Annotated in this window: 18 protein-coding genes; 9 read left to right on the plus strand and 9 right to left on the minus strand. The window is 44.6% G+C overall.

Annotated features, from left to right (window positions below):
• The coding region (locus VHA01S_RS06540) for a penicillin-binding transpeptidase domain-containing protein (protein ID WP_023403565.1) at positions 1-1402 on the plus strand (1402 nt) is incomplete at its 5' end.
• A gap of 166 nt (positions 1403-1568) precedes the next feature.
• On the opposite strand, the gene VHA01S_RS06545 is transcribed toward VHA01S_RS06540, so the two are convergent.
• The 4 genes from VHA01S_RS06545 to VHA01S_RS06560 form a co-directional block, all read right to left on the minus strand.
• Complete coding sequence (locus VHA01S_RS06545; protein WP_240432777.1) at positions 1569-2387, minus strand: amino acid ABC transporter permease; 819 nt, start codon at positions 2385-2387, stop codon at positions 1569-1571.
• A 216-nt stretch (positions 2388-2603) separates the two neighbouring features.
• Positions 2604-3428 carry a transporter substrate-binding domain-containing protein gene (locus tag VHA01S_RS06550; RefSeq protein WP_023403567.1) on the minus strand — a complete coding sequence of 275 codons (825 nt, stop codon included), beginning with the start codon at positions 3426-3428 and terminating at the stop codon, positions 2604-2606.
• A gap of 12 nt (positions 3429-3440) precedes the next feature.
• Positions 3441-4238, minus strand: a complete 798-nt coding sequence (locus VHA01S_RS06555; RefSeq protein ID WP_023403568.1) for an amino acid ABC transporter permease — start codon at positions 4236-4238, stop codon at positions 3441-3443.
• A complete protein-coding gene (locus VHA01S_RS06560) occupies positions 4238-4984 on the minus strand; it encodes an amino acid ABC transporter ATP-binding protein (RefSeq protein WP_023403569.1) in 747 nt (248 codons plus the stop codon). The genes VHA01S_RS06555 and VHA01S_RS06560 overlap by 1 nt, the downstream gene beginning before the upstream one ends.
• A gap of 553 nt (positions 4985-5537) precedes the next feature.
• On the opposite strand from VHA01S_RS06560, the gene VHA01S_RS06565 reads away from it, so the two are divergent.
• From VHA01S_RS06565 to VHA01S_RS06595, 7 genes are all read left to right on the plus strand, one after another.
• Entirely contained in the window at positions 5538-6218 is a 681-nt protein-coding gene (locus VHA01S_RS06565) for a metal ABC transporter ATP-binding protein (protein WP_023403570.1), read from the plus strand.
• Between the two features lie 4 nt (positions 6219-6222).
• Positions 6223-7065, plus strand: a complete 843-nt coding sequence (locus VHA01S_RS06570) for a metal ABC transporter permease (RefSeq protein WP_023403571.1) — start codon at positions 6223-6225, stop codon at positions 7063-7065.
• 30 nt (positions 7066-7095) lie between these two features.
• On the plus strand, positions 7096-7971 hold the full coding sequence (locus VHA01S_RS06575) for a metal ABC transporter solute-binding protein, Zn/Mn family (RefSeq protein ID WP_023403572.1): 876 nt from the start codon (positions 7096-7098) through the stop codon (positions 7969-7971).
• Positions 7972-7978: 7 nt separating this feature from the next.
• A complete protein-coding gene (locus tag VHA01S_RS06580; protein ID WP_023403573.1) occupies positions 7979-8641 on the plus strand; it encodes a DUF1007 family protein in 663 nt (220 codons plus the stop codon).
• Complete coding sequence (locus VHA01S_RS06585) at positions 8638-9633, plus strand: nickel/cobalt transporter (protein WP_023403574.1); 996 nt, start codon at positions 8638-8640, stop codon at positions 9631-9633. The genes VHA01S_RS06580 and VHA01S_RS06585 overlap by 4 nt, the downstream gene beginning before the upstream one ends.
• A gap of 275 nt (positions 9634-9908) precedes the next feature.
• Positions 9909-11318, plus strand: coding sequence for a metal-dependent hydrolase family protein (locus VHA01S_RS06590; RefSeq protein WP_023403575.1), 1410 nt, complete (start codon positions 9909-9911; stop codon positions 11316-11318).
• A gap of 169 nt (positions 11319-11487) precedes the next feature.
• Entirely contained in the window at positions 11488-12141 is a 654-nt protein-coding gene (locus VHA01S_RS06595; RefSeq protein ID WP_023403576.1) for a DUF3299 domain-containing protein, read from the plus strand.
• Positions 12142-12238: 97 nt separating this feature from the next.
• On the opposite strand, the gene VHA01S_RS06600 is transcribed toward VHA01S_RS06595, so the two are convergent.
• The 3 genes from VHA01S_RS06600 to VHA01S_RS06610 form a co-directional block, all read right to left on the minus strand.
• Positions 12239-13435, minus strand: a complete 1197-nt coding sequence (locus VHA01S_RS06600; protein ID WP_023403577.1) for an OFA family MFS transporter — start codon at positions 13433-13435, stop codon at positions 12239-12241.
• A gap of 126 nt (positions 13436-13561) precedes the next feature.
• The gene (locus VHA01S_RS06605) at positions 13562-14281 is read right to left on the minus strand and encodes a LytR/AlgR family response regulator transcription factor (protein ID WP_023403578.1); all 720 of its coding nucleotides are present in this window, start codon (positions 14279-14281) and stop codon (positions 13562-13564) included.
• Positions 14278-15981 (minus strand): LytS/YhcK type 5TM receptor domain-containing protein, encoded by a 1704-nt coding sequence (locus VHA01S_RS06610; protein WP_023403579.1) that lies wholly within the window; start codon positions 15979-15981, stop codon positions 14278-14280. The genes VHA01S_RS06605 and VHA01S_RS06610 overlap by 4 nt, the downstream gene beginning before the upstream one ends.
• Positions 15982-16392: 411 nt before the next feature.
• Here VHA01S_RS06610 and VHA01S_RS06615 point away from each other — a divergent pair, with 411 nt between their 5' ends.
• The gene (locus VHA01S_RS06615; protein ID WP_039970321.1) at positions 16393-21093 is read left to right on the plus strand and encodes a DUF3320 domain-containing protein; all 4701 of its coding nucleotides are present in this window, start codon (positions 16393-16395) and stop codon (positions 21091-21093) included.
• A 99-nt stretch (positions 21094-21192) separates the two neighbouring features.
• Here VHA01S_RS06615 and VHA01S_RS06620 read toward each other — a convergent pair whose 3' ends face one another.
• Both VHA01S_RS06620 and VHA01S_RS06625 read right to left on the minus strand, forming a co-directional pair.
• Positions 21193-21654: a hypothetical protein gene (locus tag VHA01S_RS06620; protein ID WP_023403581.1), complete on the minus strand. Its 462-nt coding sequence runs from the start codon at positions 21652-21654 to the stop codon at positions 21193-21195.
• 134 nt (positions 21655-21788) lie between these two features.
• Positions 21789-22991 (minus strand): ammonium transporter, encoded by a 1203-nt coding sequence (locus VHA01S_RS06625; RefSeq protein ID WP_023403582.1) that lies wholly within the window; start codon positions 22989-22991, stop codon positions 21789-21791.
• Between the last annotated feature and the right edge of the window lie 308 nt (positions 22992-23299).

Below are 23299 nucleotides of genomic sequence, written 5' to 3' on the forward strand. Positions count from 1 at the left end.
GGCGTTTAAAGCCGCTAGTTCACAGCAAGAGATTCAGGGACACACACCGAATTTGATTCAGGGACAGGCACCGAATCTCTCTTCAGTAAAGACGTTTATAAAGAGTGAGTTACAACAAAATGTTGATGCTATTGTTAAGCAGCGGTTTACGGCTTTGTCTAATGATTTGTCGGTGGCGGTGATGGTGGTGGAGAATAAAACTGGCGCTGTGCTTGCGTATAAAGGCTCATTGGATATGGATAACTCTCGCAGTTATGGGCATGTAGATATGACCAAAGCGATTCGCTCTCCCGGCTCTACGTTAAAGCCGTTCGTGTACGCACAAGCGATGGAGCAAGGGTTGATTCATTCGCAAAGTTTGTTGATGGATATTCCAATGCAGTTTGGCACTTATAAACCGCAGAATTTTGATAAACATTTTCAGGGACGAGTATCAGCAACTGAAGCCTTACAACGCTCAAAAAATCTATCGGCTGTGTATCTGCTAAATGAAATCCAAGTGCCTAAATTTGTCAAACGAATGCAGATTTTGGGTTCATCTTTACGATTGCCTGATATGAATTTAACGGTGGTGTTAGGAGGAGGCGGATCAACGCTGCGTGAGTTGGTGATGTATTACACTGCTCTGAGCCGTCAAGGCGTGGCGATAAAGCCGAGACTCAGTCAGTTCGATAAAATAGAACAAACGCAATTGCTCACTCCTGAAAGTGCTTGGATCACGCGCACTATTTTGCAAGATATACGCTCGCCAGATAGACCTCGCGCTAAATTTGGTAGAAAAATCGGTTGGAAAACGGGCACCAGTTTTGGCTTTCGTGATGCTTGGGCTATTGGCACCAGCAATGATTATACGGTCGGGGTGTGGATGGGCAGACCTGACGGTTCACCATATGTTGGGCAAACCGGCGCCACGATGGCTGCGCCAATTCTATTCGATGTGTTTGATTTATTGCCTAAAGACGTGACTGAGGTAGAAAAACCCAAAGCTGTGGAGCAAGTGTCAATTTGCTGGCCGAGTGGTTTAGCCGCTGAGATGGTTTCGAAAGCCAATTGTCAGCAAAAACGTCTAGCATGGACCATTGATGGCGTTACGCCAAGAACATTGCGCCGAGATAAACGTTTATCTGTAGCAAATAATTGGCCGCAAGAACTGTTGTCATGGGAGAAAGTGCACTCTAAGTCAAAACGCTTTATCGATATTATTCAGCCTGAAGACGGCAGTCATATTTATCCCTATGCAGGACAAATCCTGTCACTAAAAGCCTCTAGCCCAGATGTACGCTGGTATTTAGATGGCAATGTGAGCGCAAACCAAATAGATGCAAAATCGTTATCAGGCAAGCATGAAATCAAAGCCTGTAATAACAATACCTGTAGCTCGGTAAGCATTACGGTTTACTAGTACTAATCGGGTTAAATAACGGGCCATTCTAGTTTGTTAAAATACTCGAGAACTGCGTTAGAATTTTTGATTATAGAATAACTACTTATCGAAAAACCCCACCTTGTTCTCGAGTATTTTTCCTGTGTTATTTCTGCTCACTTACTTAGAGTGATTAGTATAGCAATTACAAATACGCTCTAGAGCGTTTTTCTATTCGATTAAACAGACGTGACAATGCAAAGCATAAGCAGAAATACACAACACCAACAATCAACCAAATTTCAAAAATCATGCCTGATGAATTGGCCATCTCTGTGCCGACAAAGGTCATCTCTTGTATGGAAATTAACGAGACAATCGAAGTGTCTTTGACCAGAGAAATGGTTTGTCCCGCCAAAGGTGGCGTAATGGCGGTGAGCACCTGCGGGCCAATCACAAATCGATATTTATCAAGCCCAGAAAGACCCAACGAGTCGGCCGCTTCCCATTGCCCTTTAGGTATACTTTCAAGGCCGCCGCGAATCAATTCCGCTATGTAGGCTGATGATAATAAGCCAATGCAGATCACGCCCGAGGCTAGATTTTCCCACAAATTAGCAGGGCCAAATAGAAACTGCTGTACGCCATTAAGGTCGCCTTGGTGCTCACGAAGCAGGCTTTGTAAGCCAAGTAGCGGGATCAGTTGATTGGAGATAAAGAAGTAAAAAATGAACACAAACACCAAAGGTGGAATGTTGCGTACCAACTGAATAAACAGCAGTGCTGGCGTTTTGAATAGCGCCAGTTTTGAATGCCTCGCAATGCCAAGTAAGGTGCCAAAAGAGAGTGCGAGCACCATGCTCCAAAGACTTAGGCGCAGTGTTGCCACTAGGCCTTGGAAGAAGTAGGGGAGCTTGCCCTCAGAAGGAGGAACAAAAATCAAACGTATAGCGTCTTGCCATCGCCAATGGTAATTGATGCCGACAGCGGAGCGGTAATATAGCCAAGCGAGGAATACACCCATGATTGCCAGCAAGACACCGTCTAATAGATTGAGGCTCTGATACCAATAGCGCTTGCTAGTGGGGCCTGTTGCTTTAGTGGATACTGCTGCTTTAATGGGTGTGTTGCGTCTGCTCACGTTATTCCTAGTATTAATTGCTTTGTATGGCGTTGTTTTAATTCAGTATTAAGTGAACTGTGCTCACTACTAACAAGCACGGTTCACTTATTGGTTAGGCTACTGGCCTTGAGCCACTTGATCTTGCCAATCTAAAGTCGAGAACCAGTATTCATAGCGCTCTTTGAGCCAACCATCTTCAGTGCGATCTTTGATCCATTGGTTAAAGAATTCTGCTTTATCGGTTTCACCTAAACGCACCGCAAAGGCTTCATTGCCTTGTGATAGTCGCTCAGTAAACGGAATAAACAATGAGTCCGAGTGTCTGATGGCTTCTTGCTCAGGTTTAGGGCTGGATGCAATCACGGCCTGTGCATTGCCATTTAGCACTTCTTGAAAGGCTTGGGCTTCATCATCAAATTGAAGAATCTTTGCTTTGGGGAAGGTTTCACGCGCCACTTGCACGGTAACGGCGCCGCGACGAGCCGCTATTTTGATGCGGCGAGAGTTAAAGTCTGACACTTTATTAAAGCCCTTTGCCAGCTCTTTGCTGGCTGCTAATTGCACTCCAGAGTGCGAGTAAGGGTCTGTAAACAGAACGCTTTTTGAGCGAGCTTCGGTAATGGATAAACCGCCGATGATCACATCGAACTTTTGCGAGAGCAGTGATGGAATAATGCCGTCCCAAGCGGTTGGCACAAACTCTACTTTCCAGCCAGAATCGGCGGCCAAGCGTTTCGCAACATCAATTTCAAAACCAATTAGATCGCCTTGTTTATTGCGCATTGCCCAAGGGACAAAGGTCGACATGCCAACTCGCAAAGTGCCTCTATCGTTTATTTTGTCTAAATTTGGTGTAGCTGTGTTTTGCGTATTAGTGGCCAATGCAGGCAAGCTGACAGCGAGTGCCAGTAGTGCCGTAATGGCGGTTTTAAATAGCTTCATGCTGAGTCGTCCTTATTGGGTTCGCCAGTTAGCGCCAAGCTTATGTTCTAACCAAGCGGCAATGGCAGAGAGTGAAAGAGTAAGCGCAAGATAAATGATGGCCACCGAGAACCAAATCTCAAACGGCATCGCGGTTTCAGAAACAATGTTTCTGGCTTGAGTGGTTAGGTCAAATACAGCCATAACACTCACTATAGAAGAGTTTTTAATCAGCGAAATCACCTCATTGGTTAATGGAGGTAATGTTCTTTGAATCACTTGTGGCAGAATCACATCCCAAAAGGTAGATAGGCGGGATAAGCCGAGAGAGTGAGCCGCTTCAAACTGCCCACGAGCAATGCTGTTCAGCCCCGCTCTAAAAATCTCCGCAGTATACGCACCTTGGAACAGTGCCAGTGCCAATACTGCGGTGCTGAATCTATCCAGCCCAATGACGGGGCCAAATACAAAATACAAAAGATAAATTTGCACAAGCAACGGGGTGTTACGAATCAGTTCCACATAGCTGGTGGCTAATGTTCTGCCCACCACAGAATTGGAGTTTCTTAGAAGCGCGGTCACTAAACCTATTCCTAGCGTGGCCACGAGAGCAATCAAAGAGATCTGTATTGTGACTAGTAATCCGTCGAGCAATTCGGCAGACCACCACTGGCCATCTTCATAGATAGCAATGTAATCTGGCACTCTATCCCATTGCCAGTGATAGCCCATAGCCTGTGCGCCCGAATTCAATATCCAAGTGACTGCCGCCGCCAGAACAATGATTTGCAGTATGGCGAACAGGGTGGGTTTAATAATACGCCCAAACATCAGTAGCTTAAGATCTGCTTAAGGAAAGCTTGCGTGCGTTTGTGTTGCGGGTTTTCAAACAATGCCTGCGGACTATTTGATTCCACTATTTGTCCCTCATCCATGAAAATAACGCGGTCGGCCACTTTTTTGGCAAAGCCCATTTCATGGGTCACGCAAACCATAGTGATTCCCTCTTTGGCAAGATCGACCATAACATCAAGCACCTCATTGATCATTTCAGGATCAAGGGCAGAAGTGGGCTCATCAAATAATAATAGCTCAGGCTTCATGCATAAAGAGCGTGCAATAGCGACGCGTTGCTGTTGTCCGCCAGATAGCTGTACTGGATATTTGTGTGCTTGCTCTTGAATATGCACGCGCTCTAGATAGTGCATCGCCACTTCTTCTGCTTCTTGCTTACTTTTCTTTAGAGTGCGAATGGGCGCAAGAGTGAGATTTTCAAGAACCGTTAAATGCGGGAACAGGTGGAAGTGTTGAAAAACCATCCCCACCTTGCCGGGGTTTTTAAACGGGCAGGGTAAGGTATGTTCAAGCACGCTAAGCTCACCGCTATCAAAAGGCTCAAGCTGATTGATGCAACGAATAAGCGTTGATTTACCGGAGCCTGACGGGCCACAGATCACAACAATCTCGCCTTTGTGGATTGATAAATCGATGTCTTTTAGGGCGTGAAAATCGCCGTACCACTTGTTAAGCGATTGGAACTTAACCATACCTTGTTGATTATTCAAACTATTAGTCATTGGTAGTGCATGTGTCGATCACCTTATCAATTTAGCCACGGCAATGCACATAAATTTGACGACATTGGTAAGAATAAATATAGGGCTTTATGGGATGTTTACACCACTTAATGGTTAACCCTCGTATTTTTAAAAGTTTGTTAGGCAGACGACTGAGTTTTTCCATGATCAACCAAGTGCCTTTGATGTTGCAGAGGTGCTTGGTTTTATCCATGAGAGTAAAAATCGTCAGTCTCTCTTTTTGCTAAGCATTGAATGTCGTTATTTCGTGCAATTTAGCAAAGTTAAATTCAGGAAATGAAGGTCTGTTAGTTTTTATTGTTATTAAACAATAGGTTAGTAATTATGATATTACAGTGCTTGTACATCAATATTATTCAAATCGGAAATGTTATGTTATAACGTCCGACCTAATTATTTGAACTCTATCACATTTAATGAATATCAAAGCAACTGAAAACACCAATGACGAGCGTTATCTGCTGGCGATGTCTGCACTCAGTCGAGTGTTGCTGGGCACGGTAGGGCTTTGCGTTTTATGGTTGGCAATTAAATGGGCGATCTCTCTAGCATGATTCACTTTAATGATTTAGTCATTGGCTATCAGAACAAAGCAGTGTGTCACTCCATATCCGGTCAGGTAAAGCTAGGTTCTTTATCTGCCATTGTAGGGCCGAATGGGGTAGGTAAATCAACGTTATTGAAAACACTCTGTGGGTTAATTCCTGCTATTTCAGGTAGCACAAGCCTAGAAAATATAGACAAAAAAGGCATTGCTTGGTTGCCGCAAAAATCAAACATTGATCAGGATTTTCCAATCAATGTGTTTGAAGTGGTTTCTATGGGGTGCTGGCCGAGAAAAAGCATTTTTAGACGTTTGTCGAAAAAAGACATGCAAAACGTCGATTGGGCACTAGAACAAGTCGGGATTACCGAGCTTAAAAAGACCAGCATCAATCGCTTATCCGGTGGGCAATTTCAGCGCATGTTATTTGCCCGCTTATTGGTACAAGATGCGCCAATAATGCTAATGGATGAGCCTTTTGCCGGTATTGATGAAGATACCCAAATGCTGATTTTAAATCTCATTTTAGAGCTTCACCGCAAGGGTAAAACCATTGTGGCGGTGTTGCACGATATCTCAATGGTTGAAAGCTACTTTACCGACATTATCCGGTTGAGTAATGGACAGGCGATTTTTGAACAAAATAACGTAAATCAGGTAACAGACTAACATTATGTCCATTCATATTCTCGATGCGTATTGCCAGTTTGGCTTTATGCGACGCTCACTTGTTGCCTGTGTCGTGCTGTCTTTTAGCTTACCGCCACTGGGCATATTTTTACTATTACGCCGCATGAGCCTAGTCGGCGATGCGCTGTCGCACGCGGTATTGCCAGGCGTGGCCATTGGCTACCTGTTTGCGGGAATGTCATTGTTTTATATGGGTGTAGGCGGTTTTATTGCCGGACTATTTGTCGCGCTCACCTCCAGTTGGATCAGTAAGCGAGCCAAACTCAGTGAAGATTCCACCTTTGCCGGACTCTATCTAGGCTCACTTGCCTTAGGGGTGATCTTGGTATCGTATCGCAAGAACAGCATTGATCTATTACATCTATTGTTTGGCTCACTGCTAGCAGTGGATAACGGCGCATTAGTCTTTATTGGCGTGGTGGTGAGCATCACCCTTTTAACGCTGGCTATTTGCTATAGAGCGATTGTTTATGAGTCCTTTAACTCAAGCTTTTTCTCTATTTATTCCAGTCGCTATTCCATCTATATCCATGCCTTATTTATGGGGCTGGTGGTATTAAATCTTATCGCAGGTTTTCAGGTGCTAGGCACGTTAATGTCGGTGGGCTTAATGATGTTGCCAGCCATTTCAGCGCGATGCTGGACTGACCGATTACCGCATATGCTGATGATTTCGATTGTGTTTGGCATGGTCAGCTCACTACTTGGTTTGAGCTGGTCTTGGTTCCAATCCATACCGGCAGGACCTGCCATTATTTTGGTCGCTATGTTTATTTTTATTCTGTCTATTTTCTGTGGAAGCAAGAAAGGAATGCTTCGACAGTAATGGATGTCATTATTTATTAGGAAACCCCCAATGAAACTATTAAAAATTGCAAGTGTCACTTTGGCTCTTGCAGCAAGCAGCACCGCTATGGCCGGAACAGTCAATGCAGTAGCGAGCTTCTCTGTACTGGGTGATATCGTGCAGCAAGTTGGCGGCGAACACGTGCAGGTAACCACTTTAATTGGCGCTGAAAGCGACCCTCATTCATTTTCTCCTGCACCACAAGACAGCGTGACTTTAAACAAAGCTGACGTTGTATTTGTTAGTGGCTTGGGCTTAGAAGGTTGGATGGATCGCTTAGTCAAAGCATCTGGCTATAAAGGCGAGGTAGTGACTGCATCTAACGGCATTCAAACTCGTAGCATGATTGATGATGGCGAAAAAATCATTGATCCTCACGCATGGAACAGCATGGCAAACGGTGTAACGTACGCCACTAACGTAATGAATGCGTTGATCAAAGCTGATCCGGAAGATGCGGGTTACTTTAAGCAACACGGCGAACAATACATCAAACAATTGTCTGATCTTAATGCTTGGGCCGAGACAACGTTGAACGCCGTTCCAAGAGAAAAACGCAAAGTGCTGACTAGCCATGATGCGTTTGGTTATTTTGGCGCGCAATACAATGTGGATTTCCTTGCACCACAAGGCTACTCAACAGAGTCTGAAGCCAGTGCTCAACATATTGCTGAACTTATCAATCAGATCAAATCTGAAGGAGTAAAAGTTTACTTTATGGAAGACCAAACCGACCCGCGCTTAGTTAAGCAAGTGGCGGCGGCAAGTGGCGCCAAAGAGGGCGGTGAGCTGTACCCAGAAGCGTTGTCTTTGACCGACGAGGCAAATACTTACGCGAAAGCCTTTAAACATAACGTAACTGTTATCGCCAATAGCATGAAGTAGGCACAATATGCATCCTATCAAACCGACATTTCGAACTGTATTAGTTACCCTGTTGCTGTGGCTATTTTGCCAGTCAGCAGTGGCTCATCCGCACTCGTGGATAGATACTAAGACGCAAATACTAGGTAATAGCCAAGCTATTGATGGTTTTAAGATGGAATGGACGTTTGATAGGATGACGACTGCGTATTTGTTCGATGGTGAAGACATGTCGCCCGAGCATCGACAACAGACGTTGAACACTATTTCAGCCTCTGTGATTGATAACATGCGACCTTCCCATGACTTCACTTATTTGGATGAAGGTAAACACTCTTTCAAATACCAACAAGTGACCGATGCGAAGTTAAAGGAAGTCAAAGGCAAAGCGATTTTGAGCTTTACCTTGCTGTTAAAGAACCCTTATCTATTTGATGGCAAAAAGCTCGCTTTGCGCATTTTTGATCCTTCTTATTACGTGGATATGTCTTGGCGAGCCGCTAGTGATGTACAATTTGCCAGTACTCTTGCACCTTATTGCTCTTCATCTTTGATTGAGCCGCATCCAACGGCTTCGCAAGTCAATAAAGCCATGTCGATACCCGTTGACGCTACTCCTGACACCCAATTGGGCAAAGTATTTACCCAAACACTGAGCTTTAGTTGTAAACATGGGCCGTTGCTAAAATGAACATAAATAAAATCACTCCCCTTGAGGCATCGCAGCCGATTTTTCAACAAAAGCCACTATCTACACCACTAGCTCAAGCAAAAGTAAGCATGTCTAAATCTATGCTGGTGATTGCTGTCGTACTGGCACTTGTTGTTGTGGCGTTATGGTTTTTGTGGCCAGTTATTTTACTGAACAGCATCCATCTACAAAAAGAGTCATTGGATTATCTGACGGAGCAGTTTTATAGCGGTGATAGCAAAGCTGATTTCATTATATTAGGCGTGTGCTTTTTATATGGAATATTGCACTCGTTAGGTCCCGGCCACGGTAAAGTGGTGGTTAGCACCTATTTGGCAACCAATGAAACGCGACTTAAAGCGGGCATCTTTATCACCATGTGTTCTGCGGTTGTGCAGGCGCTTGTTGCGGTAGGTTTGGTCAGCACGTTTGTTTTTGTGTTTCATCAAACTATGCGCAAGCTTAATACCACCGTCAGCGAATTAGCTACTTACAGCGGCGTATTGGTGGCTCTATTGGGCATTCAGCTTATCTATAGCGCGGTTAAGTATCTGTATGCGTCGAGTAAAGCCAATCAGCATCATAAACATGGTGACAACTGTGCTTGCGGGCACAAACACTCAGCGAATGCTGCTGAGTTAAATACTATCTCGAAGCCGAAAGAGTACTTAATGATTATCTTGAGTATAGGGTTAAGACCGTGCTCTGGAGCTATCTTAGTGCTGTTCTTTGCAAACTTAACGCATCTGTATTGGCTTGGTGTCATTGGCGCTTTTTTAATGGCGATAGGCACTGCTATAACCACGTCCAGCATCGCTTTTTTAACGGTCACCGGACGCAAATTTATCCAGTATTACACCAAATCAACGCGTTCTAGCATCAGTGTCGTATTGCCGACATTAGTGAAATGTCTGGCTGGACTGTTTTTGATCGTGCTTGGGGTGCTACTGATAGTGATACCTAGCTATGGAATGTCACCGATTTTTTCATAGTGATTCTGTAAGTCTTCTAATCACGCTACTTTAATACTTTTTATATGCAGCCTCTTTGTGCATCTCTTTTCTAAATAGTATTGACGTAGCGTAACGCCTTAAACCTTTCATCGATTATTGAGAACCTACTCACATAACTCTCTTGTGATTGAAATAATTGAACTTTCTCTGAAAAGTAAACTATTCAAATCCCAAAATACAACTAAACTTTTTCTGTAGTACAGCTTAGCTGTGCACCCCAAAACTTAAGGTATTTTTCATATAAGGACTTATGAATGAAAAAGGTTGTATTAACGTCAACACTCGCGCTGATGACCTCTATGGCTCTGGCTAATGAACAAGCGGTTACTGAACAAACAACTGCTGAACAAGCACTGCTACCGCAGACGGTATTTAAAAATGTAGATATTTTTAATGGTACAGAAAATAAACTGTATGAAAACCATCATGTTTTGATTGAAGGGAATAAAATCAAAAGCATTTCTGGTGACGAAATCACTGTCCGTGACGATGCACTTATAATTGATGGTAAGGGCAAAACTCTAACCCCAGGTTTTATTGAAAACCACGCTCACTTAATGCTGATGGGCCCAAGTTTGCCGGCGATGGAGTCAGGTAAAACCTGGGAAGACTTTGCTATACACGGCTCACGCATGGCGCAAATGTATCTTATGCAAGGCTTTACCACAGTGCGAGATGCCGGCGGTGCAAATGGTGGCTTGCGCCGCGCCATCGATGCAGGTGAGATTATTGGACCGCGCTACTATCCGTCAGGCGCCTTTTTGAGTACCCGCGGAGGACACGCTGATTTTGCCAACTATTCTGCGCCTGTAGGCCAAGAGTCAAACTTTACTCGTCTGAATATGGCGCAAGAAGTGGATAGCGTAGGGGATGTTAAAAAATACGCGCGTAATAACTTTCGTATGGGTGCCACTCAGCTCAAATACATGCAATCTGGCGGCGTAGTTTCGGCGTTTGACCCATGGCAATTACTTGCAGGTTCACCAGAAGAGTTATCGGCGGCGGTCGCGGTGGCTGAAAGCTACGGCAGTTACGTAATGGCGCACTCCTACCGTAAAGAAGCCATTTTAGGCGCACTTGATGCGGGCGTCATGTCCATTGAACATGGCTTTTCGTTTGACTGTGAGATTGCCGAGGTAATGAACGACAAAGGCGCGTATATCACCACCAACTTAACCGCTTTTGATCCGGGCCTGATGGATATTCCTGCCATTAAAAACGTCCCTTCGAGTTATCGCAAAGCGCAGTCTGCTACCGAGTCTTTTAAAAACTACATTCCGAACATGAAAAAGTGTCCGGTTAAGCGCGGTTTTCAAACCGACTGCGTAGGCTCTGTCGACGCCTGTAATATCCAAATTGCCTACGAGAAAAAGCTCAATAATGACTTTTTTGGCCCGTATGAATCATTAAAAACCTTGACCTCAATCGGCGGTGAAATTGCCACGCTAACAGGCGATTTCACTAACCCTTACCCAGAGGCAAAATTAGGTGTGATTGAAGTGGGAGCGTATGCCGATGTATTGCTACTGGATGGCAACCCTCTGCAAGACTTTTCAGTGGTGGGTACAGGTGATAAATGGTTTGGCGCGGAAAAACGTGTGGACAGTCCTGAAACTATTCAGCTGATCATGAAAGATGGCGTGATTTACAAAAATACCTTATAGCTTAAATAGCAGTAGCTTAAGCAAGGGTAGCTTTAAGCAAGGGTGACTTAGACAAAGGTAAATCAATCTCAGGTTTGTCGACTTGCAAGGTTATGTGTTAGCCAGTCGATAGACCTGTTGATTAGCGCAATGACGTTAACACAGTTATTTAAGGATATAAGTAGTCAACATGGATGTTAAAAAGTGTATTTGTCTTCTATTTTCGTTGTTCACTTTAAGCGTATTTGCCAATAGTGCGATTGCTAGAACTGCCATTACCGTCGATTGGGATAACCTAAGACCTGCAGTTGCGCCCAATCCGATTGTGCTTCCAGAGCTGAGTCGTGAGCATTTAAGTAAAATACAAAACGTATTTACCTTGATGCATTCCACTGAGTCCGCAGATGAAGAGCAGTTAACGGCGCTGCTAGCAGAGCTCAAGCAAGATAATATTGATGCCATTGAACTGCTAAATATGCGTGAGGCGTACATTGAAGCGCAAAAGCTCGCCTCACAGTCCCTTACCACCGAATTTGACGGTAAAAACGTACGTATTCCCGGCTTTTTAGTGCCCATTCAATTCTCTGATGCCATGGTCGCCACTGAGTTTTTATTGGTGCCAGTGGCAGGGGCGTGCATTCATATGCCTCCTCCGCCAGCCAATCAAATTGTACGAGTGTCATATACCAAAGGCTACGCCATGCGAACGGTGCAATATCCTGTGTGGGTGGAAGGCGTAATGCAATCCTCATTAACCACAGAGGATGTCTATATCGTAGATGGCACAAGCAATATTTCGATGGGTTACCAGTTACAGGCTTCTATGGTGATGGACTACCATTGATAGTAGGTATAAAAGATCCATGACAACAAAAAGCCAGTGCAGGTGCACTGGCTTTCTCTTTATATTCAGCCTAAGCCCCGGTTATGCCTAAACCTAATTAAGCGATCGCAATCTGACGGTTTGGTTTTTTGATAATGATAGAGAGCACAATCGAAATCACAATAAGCGCCAACATTACGTGGAAGGTGGCTAAGAATCCGCCAAACAGTGAGGCAATAACCGAACCTGCAAAACTGCCGATACCAAAACCTAGGTAAATTAAGCCGTAGTTTTTCGCAACATGCTCTAAGCCAAAGAAGTCGCTCACCAAAGACGGATATACGGTGATGGTTCCGCCAAAGCTAAATGCGATACAGGCCAGTGACCAATAGAAGGTATTTTGTGTCGGCGGAATGAACATTAGAACGCTCACCCCCGCAAGGCAGATAACCAATGCAATGGTTATCACGTACACGCGTGTAATTTTGTCAGACAGGACTCCAAGTACGACACGTCCGCCTAAGTTGGCAACGGCGATCACAGAGACGGCAGTTGCGGCGATGTCCATGGATAGGTGTACGTAGTTTTGACCGATGTCTTTGGCAATCCCGATAGCGTACAAGCCCGACATACATACCGTGGTAAACATCAGTGCTAGCATGTAAAACTGAGGTTTCCTAAGCACTTCTTGCAGAGTTAAATGGTGATGAGATTCGGCATTCGCGGTGTTTTGCGCAGTTTGTTTTGGCGCATCTTTCACTAGCATAGCGCCAATTAACACGAGCACCATAGCGGTGACGCCCCATACTTCAAATGAGTACGACAAGCCAAAGTGTGTCAGTGAATACATATTAATGTATTTAAAGCCCAGACTGCCCAAACCGTACGCGCCAATCGCGCAGGCAGACGCAATGCCTTTGTTATTAGGGAAGAACTTAATGCAGTTGGTGAGGGCCAATAGATAGCCAGTACCGTCAGCAAAACCCACTAAGAAACCCGCACACACATAAAGCGCAGTTAAGCTAGAAGCAACCGAGGTAAGGTACAGACTCGCCCCAAGCAACAGCCCAGAAAACGCGATGACTTTTTTGATGCCGAAGCGTTCTTGCAGTTTACCCGATAGCGATGATGCGACCGCTAGTGCAAGGCTGAGCAGACCAAATGAGAACGCCACTTGCTTAACGGGTTCGTCCAACTTGTCTGCTAGATGGGCGTTAAATAAGCTCCATGTGTAAACAGAGCCTAATGCAAATTCAATTAAAACGGTGCCGAGTAACGTCGACCATTTGTCGCGAGAGCGAAGAGTAGTGCTCATGAGATGCCTCAAAAATAAATCAATTGCGTGTAAATTAAGAGATTATTTTTAAGGCTTCAATGGCAAGGGGATGATAGAAAATGAACTGTATCAATGTGAGAATGAAATGCAAAAATACGGAATGAATTACAAGCCCATACGCTCACGAAACTCTTTGATATTCGAGCGACTCACTGGAATTTGTGTTGCTACGCCTTTGCATTTTAAACGATAAGTACCGCTGTGCCACGGGGTGATTTCTTCTATTTTTTCTAAGTTTACCCAATAAGAGCGGTGCGCTTTAAAGAATTTAGCGTTATCGACTTTTTCTACAAATTCACTGAGCATCATCGGCGAGGTAAACGCGCCGTGTAGGGTTTCAATATCGGTGATTTTACCGTTGGCTGAGGCAAACAGAATATCATTGACTTCAATGACTCGAATACGGCTACCTTGATACAGATTGACGCTGCTGTCAGAGGCTGGATTCGGTGCGTCGCTACCTGCTAATTCAGTGCTGAGCTTATTCAGTGTTTTTTCGACGCGATCTTCGGTATAGGGCTTGAGCAGGTAATCAAAGGCTTCGATTTCAAAGGCCTCAGCGGCGTGTTCTTTATAGGCGGTAGTAAAAATAATCGCAGGCTGAGATTTAGAGTTATACAGGCTTTTAGCCAAAATCATGCCGTTGATTGAAGGAATATTAATGTCCAAAAACGCCACATCAACCTGTGTGGATTGCAAAAATTCCAATGCCTGTAATCCATCGCTAAATTCAGCAATGATGTTTAAGTCGCTGTATTTGCGAATTAAGTATTTAAGCTCTTCACAGGCCAAATATTCATCTTCTACTACGATGGCGGTTTTCACAGTGTTGCTCCCAATGGAATAGTGAACGAGATTTGAGTACCGGATACTGGAGTCTCTGGATTTTGAAGCTCCTGATCTTGAAAAAGAGAATTAAGGCGCTGAATATCTAAACCTTGACCATACAAGAGTTTAATGCGCTGATGTACATTGTTTAAACCGATGCGTTTTGAATCTAAAGTGCCGGCTTGCACGCCATCTATTACGGTTTGCGGTATTCCTACGCCATCGTCACAGACAGTGATTTTTACGCGATCATCGTGCTGTTTTACTGAAATACTTACCGTGCCGCCACTGCCTTTTGGCACTATGCCATGACCGATGGCATTTTCCACTAATGGCTGAATAATCAAAGGCGGCACAGAGGCCGTTACATCATCGATATCAAATAGCACGGTTAGCTTGGTACCAAAGCGGGCTTTTTCAATTGATACATAGTCGTCGACTTGTTGCAGTTCAGCTTCAAGTGGAATCATTTCTGCCACGTTCTCTAGGTTAAAGCGCATAAATCCGGCCAGTTTACCGACCAAATCGCGAGCCCTATCTGGTTCAATGCGAATAAGTGTTGAGATGGCATTTAAGGTGTTGAACAAAAAGTGCGGATTTATTTTATTTTGCAGTGCACCAAACTCAGCTTCATTAGCCATCACTTTAAGTTGCTCAACTTTGGCCACTTCCAATTGTGTGGAGATAAGTTGTGACAAACCAATCGCCATTTCATGTAGCGATAGAGTAATTTGGTGGGGCTTACTAAAGAAGATTTTCAGTGTGCCCGTGACTTGTCCATTTTCGGATAATGGGATAATCATCAACGAACGAAAGGCATGCTCGCGAATGTCGTTGCTTTCTATGATGGTGTTATTTTGAATCGCTTTTAAGGTCATCAAGCTGACTTGAGTGTGATGATTATAAAACTGCTCTTCACCATAACCCACATACACCTGCACATCTTTAGTATCAGTAATTGCCACCGCATCGGCGTACGTTTCGGCGCGAATAATATCGCATACTTTCTTTAGGGCATCGACCGTATTTTGGCGAATGAAAGGTAGGGTTTGGTTCGCTACTTTTAATGCTTGCTTGGCTTGATAAGCCGCGACTTTGTCTTTTTCACTTTCGGTATCTTGTAGCCACTTAATAATCAAACTTACGCACAAAGCGCCAATGATCATAGGTAGGGCAATGGCATGCACAATCGAATATGCCAGCACTTTATCGTCATTTAGAATGAGAATTAACCCCATGGTCATTACTTCACATATTGCGGCGACCAATACGCCATATTTGGCATAGTGAGCGTAATTGGCTCGAATATGTACCCATGAGGCTAACAGCCCCGCCGTTACACTGGTGATAAGGCAAGGAATCGAAGAGGGGCCATTTAGATCAATAAGATAACGGTGCACACCAGAAATTAACCCTACAGGGATACCAACCCAAGGGCCAAACAAAATACCGCCAGAAACAATAGAGATAATACGCACGTTCACCAGCGAACCTTCGACATTAACTCCGGTATAAGTGCTGAAAATTGCAAATAGGGTAAAAAACAACGTCAGTATGGTCAGTTCCATACTACTGCGGCTTTGTTTAGTAATGATGGCCTGAAAAATTTGCGTATGAGTCAGAAAATACAGTGCCATCAACAGCAAAGAGGCTCGCTCGACGACCGCCAGTAACATCATCAGTTGTTCAATATACATTGTTCAAAGCACTTGGTTGAATATGGCTCGCGATTTTAACGTTAGGTTGTTTTTTTAAGCAAGGATGAAGCCTTGGCAATTATTGAAACTTAAAACCCGATTTTTGCGTGTGATTTAGTCGATAAAGCAAATCGCGCCAGAATTTAGGTTATGCATTCTGAATTGTTCGAGTTACTGCGCTTTATGTAGCCGTAATTACATGATTTTATTTATATTAATTCAATGTTCCCTAATTACACCTGTATCACAGTTTCACGAGGCAATTCGGCATAGGGTACAAGCCTTGTGTGGCGGGCTGTTTAAGAAATGGAAACTAATAATACCGTCTACACATTCGTATGCGATGTGATGCAATGGAGGATGTATCAGTTAACGTCTGAATATTAAAGAAAATTTGCGATAGATATGAGTATGAAAATCAAAAGTGTGTTTGAAAAAAGTCGCCAAGAGCTCTTGGATATGGGGTTGCGTGGCAACACACTGCTTAGCTTAGGTAAGGGTGCTAAGGTCTTAGAAATTGTGGATGAAAAATCCTCTCAGGTTTTTGATACTTTGGTGAATAAGAGTCGGGAAATGAAATTCATTGCCGCTCCTGATGCTTTAGAAGATGAACATTCACCTTTGTTATTGAGTGAATTGACCGAGCATCTGCAAGGCAGTGTTGGCGATAAACGCCACGAAGATAATTCACTGCAAACTCAATTATTTCGCCGCAGTTTAGATACCCGTCTACTTAAAATTCACTCAGAAGCGCTCACTTATGTGCAAGAGCAAGGTGTGGATCTTTTGTATATCGCCACCGGCTTTTTACAATGGTACGAAGACGACCATTCCAGTAAAGCCCGTTACGCTCCGCTGATTTTAATCCCCGTTAAACTGACCCGAGCAGAAGCCGGTGATGCATTTAAGCTGAGATACACCGAAGCGGATCTGGGCACCAACTTAACCCTTGCAGCTAAACTCAAAATGGATTTTGCCATTGAACTGCCTAAATGTGAAAGCGACGATGGCGAGTTTGATTTACAGCACTATTTTGAGTTAGTCAGCGAAGCGGTAGCAAAAGAAAAACGCTGGCAGGTGGTGAGTGACAAAATTTCTCTTAGCTTTTTCTCTTTTGGTAAGTTTCAGATGTACCAAGACTTGTCTGATGAGGCGTGGCCGGATGGACAAAAACCGTCAGAAAATGCCGTGATTCAAAAGTTATTCGGTGGCGGTTTTGAATCTGACAGCACGCGTTTAGATTCCACACCAATGGATGTCAATAAAGCTGAAGCGATTCAACTGGTGCTTGATTCCGACTCTAGCCAAACTGAAGCGGTATTAGCGGCTAAATCTGGCGCAAACCTTGTAATTCAAGGGCCGCCGGGGACAGGTAAATCGCAAACCATCGCCAATATTATTTCGCAAGCCTTAGCCGATGATAAGAAAGTGTTATTTGTGGCGGAGAAAATGGCCGCATTAGATGTGGTAAAACGACGTTTAGATAACTGCAATATTGGTGATTCAGTACTTGAACTTCACTCGCACAAAGCCAATAAAAAAGCGGTGTTAGGCTCTCTTGAAGAGACTTTACTACAAAAAGCGCCAGTGACCCCTCAGCGCAGTGATGATATCCAAAAATTGGTGGCATTGCGTGCCCAATTGGATAACTACAGCAAAGCGGTCAATACGCCAATTGCCGACACTGGCGTCAGTTATCAAGTGGCACTAGGCCATTCATTGCAAGCTGAGCAACGCCTGCAAGAGTGCGACATTGATAAAACCTTATTACCTGCAATCACGCCAGTTATTAGTCAGTGGTCAAAAAGCCAATACAAACAAGCGCTGGGCAATATTCAAGAGTTAGTGGATTATCTTAGCGCGCATGGCTCACCAATGGGCAATGCCTTTAATCCGACTACCTTGTGTGAAGCCTCACCAACACTGCTTTCCAGTAGCAAAACACTATCATCAAAGCTGGTGGATGCAAAACGTCAGTTAATTGAACAGGTTAAAACTTTAGCAAACAGCGCCAATCTTACCTTACCTATAGAGTCATATAGTGATGCCTTAAAAGCGCTTGCTTCATTGCAGATGATTGCCTCAAAGCCAAATTTACAAGGCTTAAATAGCGATACTTCAAAGTGGTCACAACAGGGCGAAGCGATTTTGCAGTTTGCTGAGCAAGGCTTGTCGTTGCAAACGGATAGACAAACCCTAGAAAGTGAGTTTGTCGATGCGGCATTTGATTACGATTGGACAACGCTTCGCGGCACATTTTCCACCACAGGTAAAAAGTGGTGGCGCTTCTTATCAGGCGACTTTAGAAAAATGAAGGCCAGTTATGCCGGATTAAGAAAAGACGGCCTTAAGGGTGACGTCAACGACTGGCTTAATGCGATTGATGCAATGCAAGGCTTTGAATCTAAGCAGAAGAAATTTGTTGAGTCGGCGCAGGTGGCCATTGCCGTTATTGGGAGCCACTACCGAAATTCAAACACTGATTGGGGCTCGCTACTTGAGCCTTTGCAGTGGTTGTATCAGGCCACTACCGCAATTAATGAGCAGCGCATAGACCCTAGTGTAGCAAACGTTTTTGATGCGCAGCAAAGCCCAATATCGCAAGGGCAAATGGATACTGTCAATGAGCAGCTTGCCACTCACGATGCTTTGCTTGATGAGTTGTGTATTGCATTGCAAATGGATGTCGAGACCTTTACCGAGCAGTTAAGTTTACGCTCTATGCAACAGCTACAAACATTGCCAATTGATCTAGACGCTTTGTATGAATTGGTGCGCTTTAACCGTATTAGCGCAAGATTAGATGAACAGCAGTTATCCGCTTGGAGCATACTTGCTCGCACTTGGCAGAGTGAACCGGCGTCCTTCTTACTGGCCTTCCAATATCAGTTCTACTCGCAACTTGTGAATGAAGTGTATGAGAAAGAGCAAGCGATCAGTGAATTTGACCGAGTAGGGCATGAGCACTGCATCGAACAGTTTAGAGTGATAGACAAACAGCTGTTTGGTTTTGCTCAAGAGAAATTAGTTGAAGACTTATACGCGCGTTTGCCAAACCCAAGCGCTCGTGGTGAGGTGGAAACGCTGCGTCGAGAGTTTAATAAAAAGCGCAGACACTTGCCAATACGACGCCTACTTAATCGTTCGGGCAGAGCCATTCAGCAAATTAAACCTGTGTTTATGATGAGCCCGATGTCAATTTCGACCTATCTTGAGCCGGGTAGTATTGAGTTTGATCTGGTGGTATTTGATGAAGCATCACAGGTAAAAGTAGCCGACGGCTTAGGCGCCATATTGCGCGGCAAACAAGTAATTGTGGTCGGTGATACCAAGCAGATGCCACCCACTAGCTTCTTTGGCCGTCAGTTCACTTTAGATGATGAAGAAGCTGAAGAGAGCTTAACGGCGGATATTGAAAGTATTCTAGGCATGTTCTTAGCCTCTGGTGCACCAGAAAGAATGCTACGTTGGCACTATCGTAGTCGTCACGAATCATTGATTGCCGTCTCTAACCAAGAGTTTTATGACAACAAGCTGATGATCTTCCCGTCATCGGGCATTAATCCGGATGCAACGGGACTGACGTTTAACTATCTGCCTGAAACTAGCTATGACCGAGGTGGCGCGCGAGTCAATGTTGGTGAAGCACTAGCGGTTGCCAAAGCGGTGATTGAGCACGCCACAACCATGCCGCATCAAACATTAGGTGTGGTGGCATTTAGTACTGCGCAACGTGACGCAATTTTGCTTGAAGTCGAGCGATTGCGTAAAGAAAATCCGCAATTGGAGCATTTCTTTGCTCATCATCCTGAAGGCGAAGATTTCTTTGTGAAAAACTTAGAAAACGTGCAGGGTGATGAAAGGGACAGTATCTATATCAGTATTGGTTATGGTAAGACAGCCGAAGGGCGTTTGCCAATGAGCTTTGGCCCAGTCAACTCAGCTGGGGGCGAGCGCCGTTTGAATGTGTTGATCTCGCGCTCTCGTCTGGCAATGCAAGTATTTTGTAACTTTAAATCGGAAGAAATGCCGACCACAGCGGAATCGCCATTTGGCGTGCGCGCATTAAAGCATTTCTTACATTATGCGGATACCAAACAACTGATTCGCGCTGAGGAAACCGGTAAAGAGCCGGATTCTCCGTTTGAAGAAGAAGTGATTTCCACCATTCGTAGCCTTGGTTATAGCGTACAACCGCAAGTGGGTTGCGCGGGATTCTATATTGATATTGCAGTGCGTGACCCAAGCAAAGAAGGGCGCTACATGTTGGCGGTTGAATGTGATGGCGCAACCTATCACAGCTCAAAAAGCGCCAGAGATAGAGACCGCATTCGTCAAGGTGTGTTAGAAGGGCTTGGCTGGCGTTTCCATCGTATTTGGAGTACTGACTGGTTTAGAAATCGTCATAAAGAGTCGCAACGTTTAGATGATGCTCTGCGCTCCGCCAAGGCGTATTATGCCAATTTTGATGAGCAAGTGGTCAAGCCAAAACCTGCGCAAAAAACCGCGCCTAAAGCCAGTATTGAGCGAATAGAAAGCCAACCTAAAGCCGAACAATCTGGCGCAACTTATACAGTGGCTGACGTGCAAAATCTGTATTTAAAACCGGGCAATACCATTCCTGAAATGGAGCAGTATCAACTGGCTAGCGACATAGAAACGGTATTGAAAGTAGAGTCGCCAATGCACGCTAAACATTTAGCAATACGCTTGTTGTCAGCACTCGGTACGACGCGTACGGGCGCGCGTATTATGCGCGCTATCGGAGATGCGTTACAGGAGTTGCAACACACGGGTAAACTCCACCTTGACGGCGATTATGTGATTTATCACGATAAAGAAACCAGTGTGCGTAACCGCAAAAACTTGCCGAACAATGAACGTAAGTTTGACTTTATTTGTGACGATGAAATTGCGTTAGCGGCAGTCGAAACCGTTAATGATACTTTCTCTATCCCACAAGATGATTTGATTCGTGGTGTGACTGAAGTGCTAGGTTTTTCAAGTACCAGTCAAGCGATGCGCAGTAAAGTAGAAGCAGTGTTGGTGGAATTGGTGAATGCGAAGAAAATCAGTCTAACGGGTGATACCTACCGCATGCCACATGCGTGATTTACTGCTCTAAATCCTGGATCACTATCTAAGCCACTACTGCTTACTAAAACGCCTGAGTTACAGTGTAACTCAGGCGTTCATTCTATAGAGTTAACGTTACCGTAAGCCAGTGATCGTTCGACCATTGGCCAGAGTATCCCCAACTTCCGCTCCATTGATCATCTGTCCCAAAGGTGACTGTGGCGTAATCACCACCAGTTTGCCGTTATCGACTTTAAACCCACCACAAACAGGCAATAGCCAGCAAGTCATGCCATTATCAAGGGTGACAATGGCACCCAGTGATATCTCGTCAAGATCGTCAAAGTCACGCAATACCAATGCGTTAAGGCGACTGATCATAGCATCACAATCGGCGACGCGTTGCGATTGTCCATGAGCAAGATAGGCAGCTTCAATCGCTACTGTGTCATATTGAGTCTCGGCGACGCTTTGTTCATGGGTGGCATCACCGTGCGCACTATCTGCCGCTTTTAATGCATTGAGACGCTGAGCATACAGCACTTGCAATAGATCTTGGCGTAGGGGTTCTTTGTCAATCAGAGGGGTGTCAGTCATAGTGCGCTAGTGTGAAGTAAAAGCGTATGGTAACGAAAAGTGAGCGAGTGTGCGATATGAATACGCCTGAGGCGATAAAAAACAACCTGCCACTGAGAAAGTGACAGGTTGCCATAGAGCATAACGACTAGAAATTATTTGTCAGCGCTGGTGGAGCCGATCTTATGGATAGCAAGGTCAGCACCAATAAATTCGTCTTCTTGGCTTAAACGTAAACCAAATAGCTTGTTGATGATGCCGTACACAATAAAACCGCCGACGATTGCGACGATAACGCCCGCAACAGTACCAATGATTTGTGAGATAAGGCTAACGCCGCCTAGACCACCTAGCAGCGGTGAGCCAAAGATACCCGCAGCAATTGCGCCCCATACGCCACACAATCCGTGTAAAGGCCATACACCTAACACGTCATCAATTTTTGTGCTGCGCTGTAATTTGGTAAATACCCAAACAAATAGTGCACCGGCAATACCGCCGACAACAAATGCGCCAACAGGATGCATGATGTCTGAGCCGGCACATACTGCAACTAAACCGGCTAATGGACCATTGTGAATAAAGCCTGGATCACTTCTGCCTACGATAAGCGCAACGAGCGTGCCGCCTACCATCGCCATTAAACTGTTTACCGCAACCAGTCCATTCACACCGTCTAAGGTCTGTGCTGACATGACGTTAAAGCCAAACCAACCAACAGTCAGAACCCAAGCACCAAGCGCTAGAAATGGAATGTTAGAAGGCGCAAAAGCAATGCCTGGTTTACGACCGCGACGAGAGCCCAGTAGATAAATGGCCACTAGTGCTAACCATCCACCCATACCATGCACCACAACAGAGCCTGCAAAATCATGGAACTGTGCACCAAATTGGTTCTCTAACCAGGCTTGGAAACCAAAGTTACCGTTCCAAATGACACCTTCGAAAAATGGATAAACAAAAGCGACGATAAGTGCCGATGAAAATAGAAACGGTTTGAACTTGCTTCGCTCTGCGATACCACCAGAAACAATGGCAGGAATCGCGGCGGCAAAGGTCAGTAAGAAAAAGAACTTAACCAGTTCATAGCCGTGGTTTTGTACTAAGGTGTCGGCACTGACAAAAAAGTTTTGTCCGTAAGCAATTTGATAGCCAATCACAAAATAAGCCACGGTTGCCAGTGCAAAGTCGGCCATGATTTTTACTAAGGCATTGACTTGGTTTTTATGACGCACTGTCCCCACTTCTAAGAAAGCAAAGCCTGCGTGCATCGCAAGAACCATGATGGCACCAAGAAGGATGAATAAAGTATCTGCGCTCTGCGCAACGGCACCAATTGCCTGACTAATGTTGTCCATAATTTGTATCCAGATGAGTGTCTAATTTCTGGATTTATTACTGCAAAAAGCGTTCCAGTTTTCGGCTTAACTGAATAAACAGTATAGGTTTTTGTTAAAACCGTGCAAAACCTGTTCAATGTGCTGTTTTTGTCGGCATAACAAGACAAAAAGTAGTGGAGCAACGCTCTTATGTTATGCAATCAAACATAGATAATGTGACGTGGTGCATTGTTTTGGTGCGTAAGTGTTGTGTTGGCACTAAATTGGTGCGCTGTAATGGTGCGTGGGTAAGATGTTTTATGGTGCAGGGATATTAATACCAATCG

The sequence above is a fragment of the Vibrio halioticoli NBRC 102217 genome, from assembly GCF_000496695.1.
GTDB classification, from domain to species: Bacteria; Pseudomonadota; Gammaproteobacteria; order Enterobacterales; family Vibrionaceae; genus Vibrio; species Vibrio halioticoli.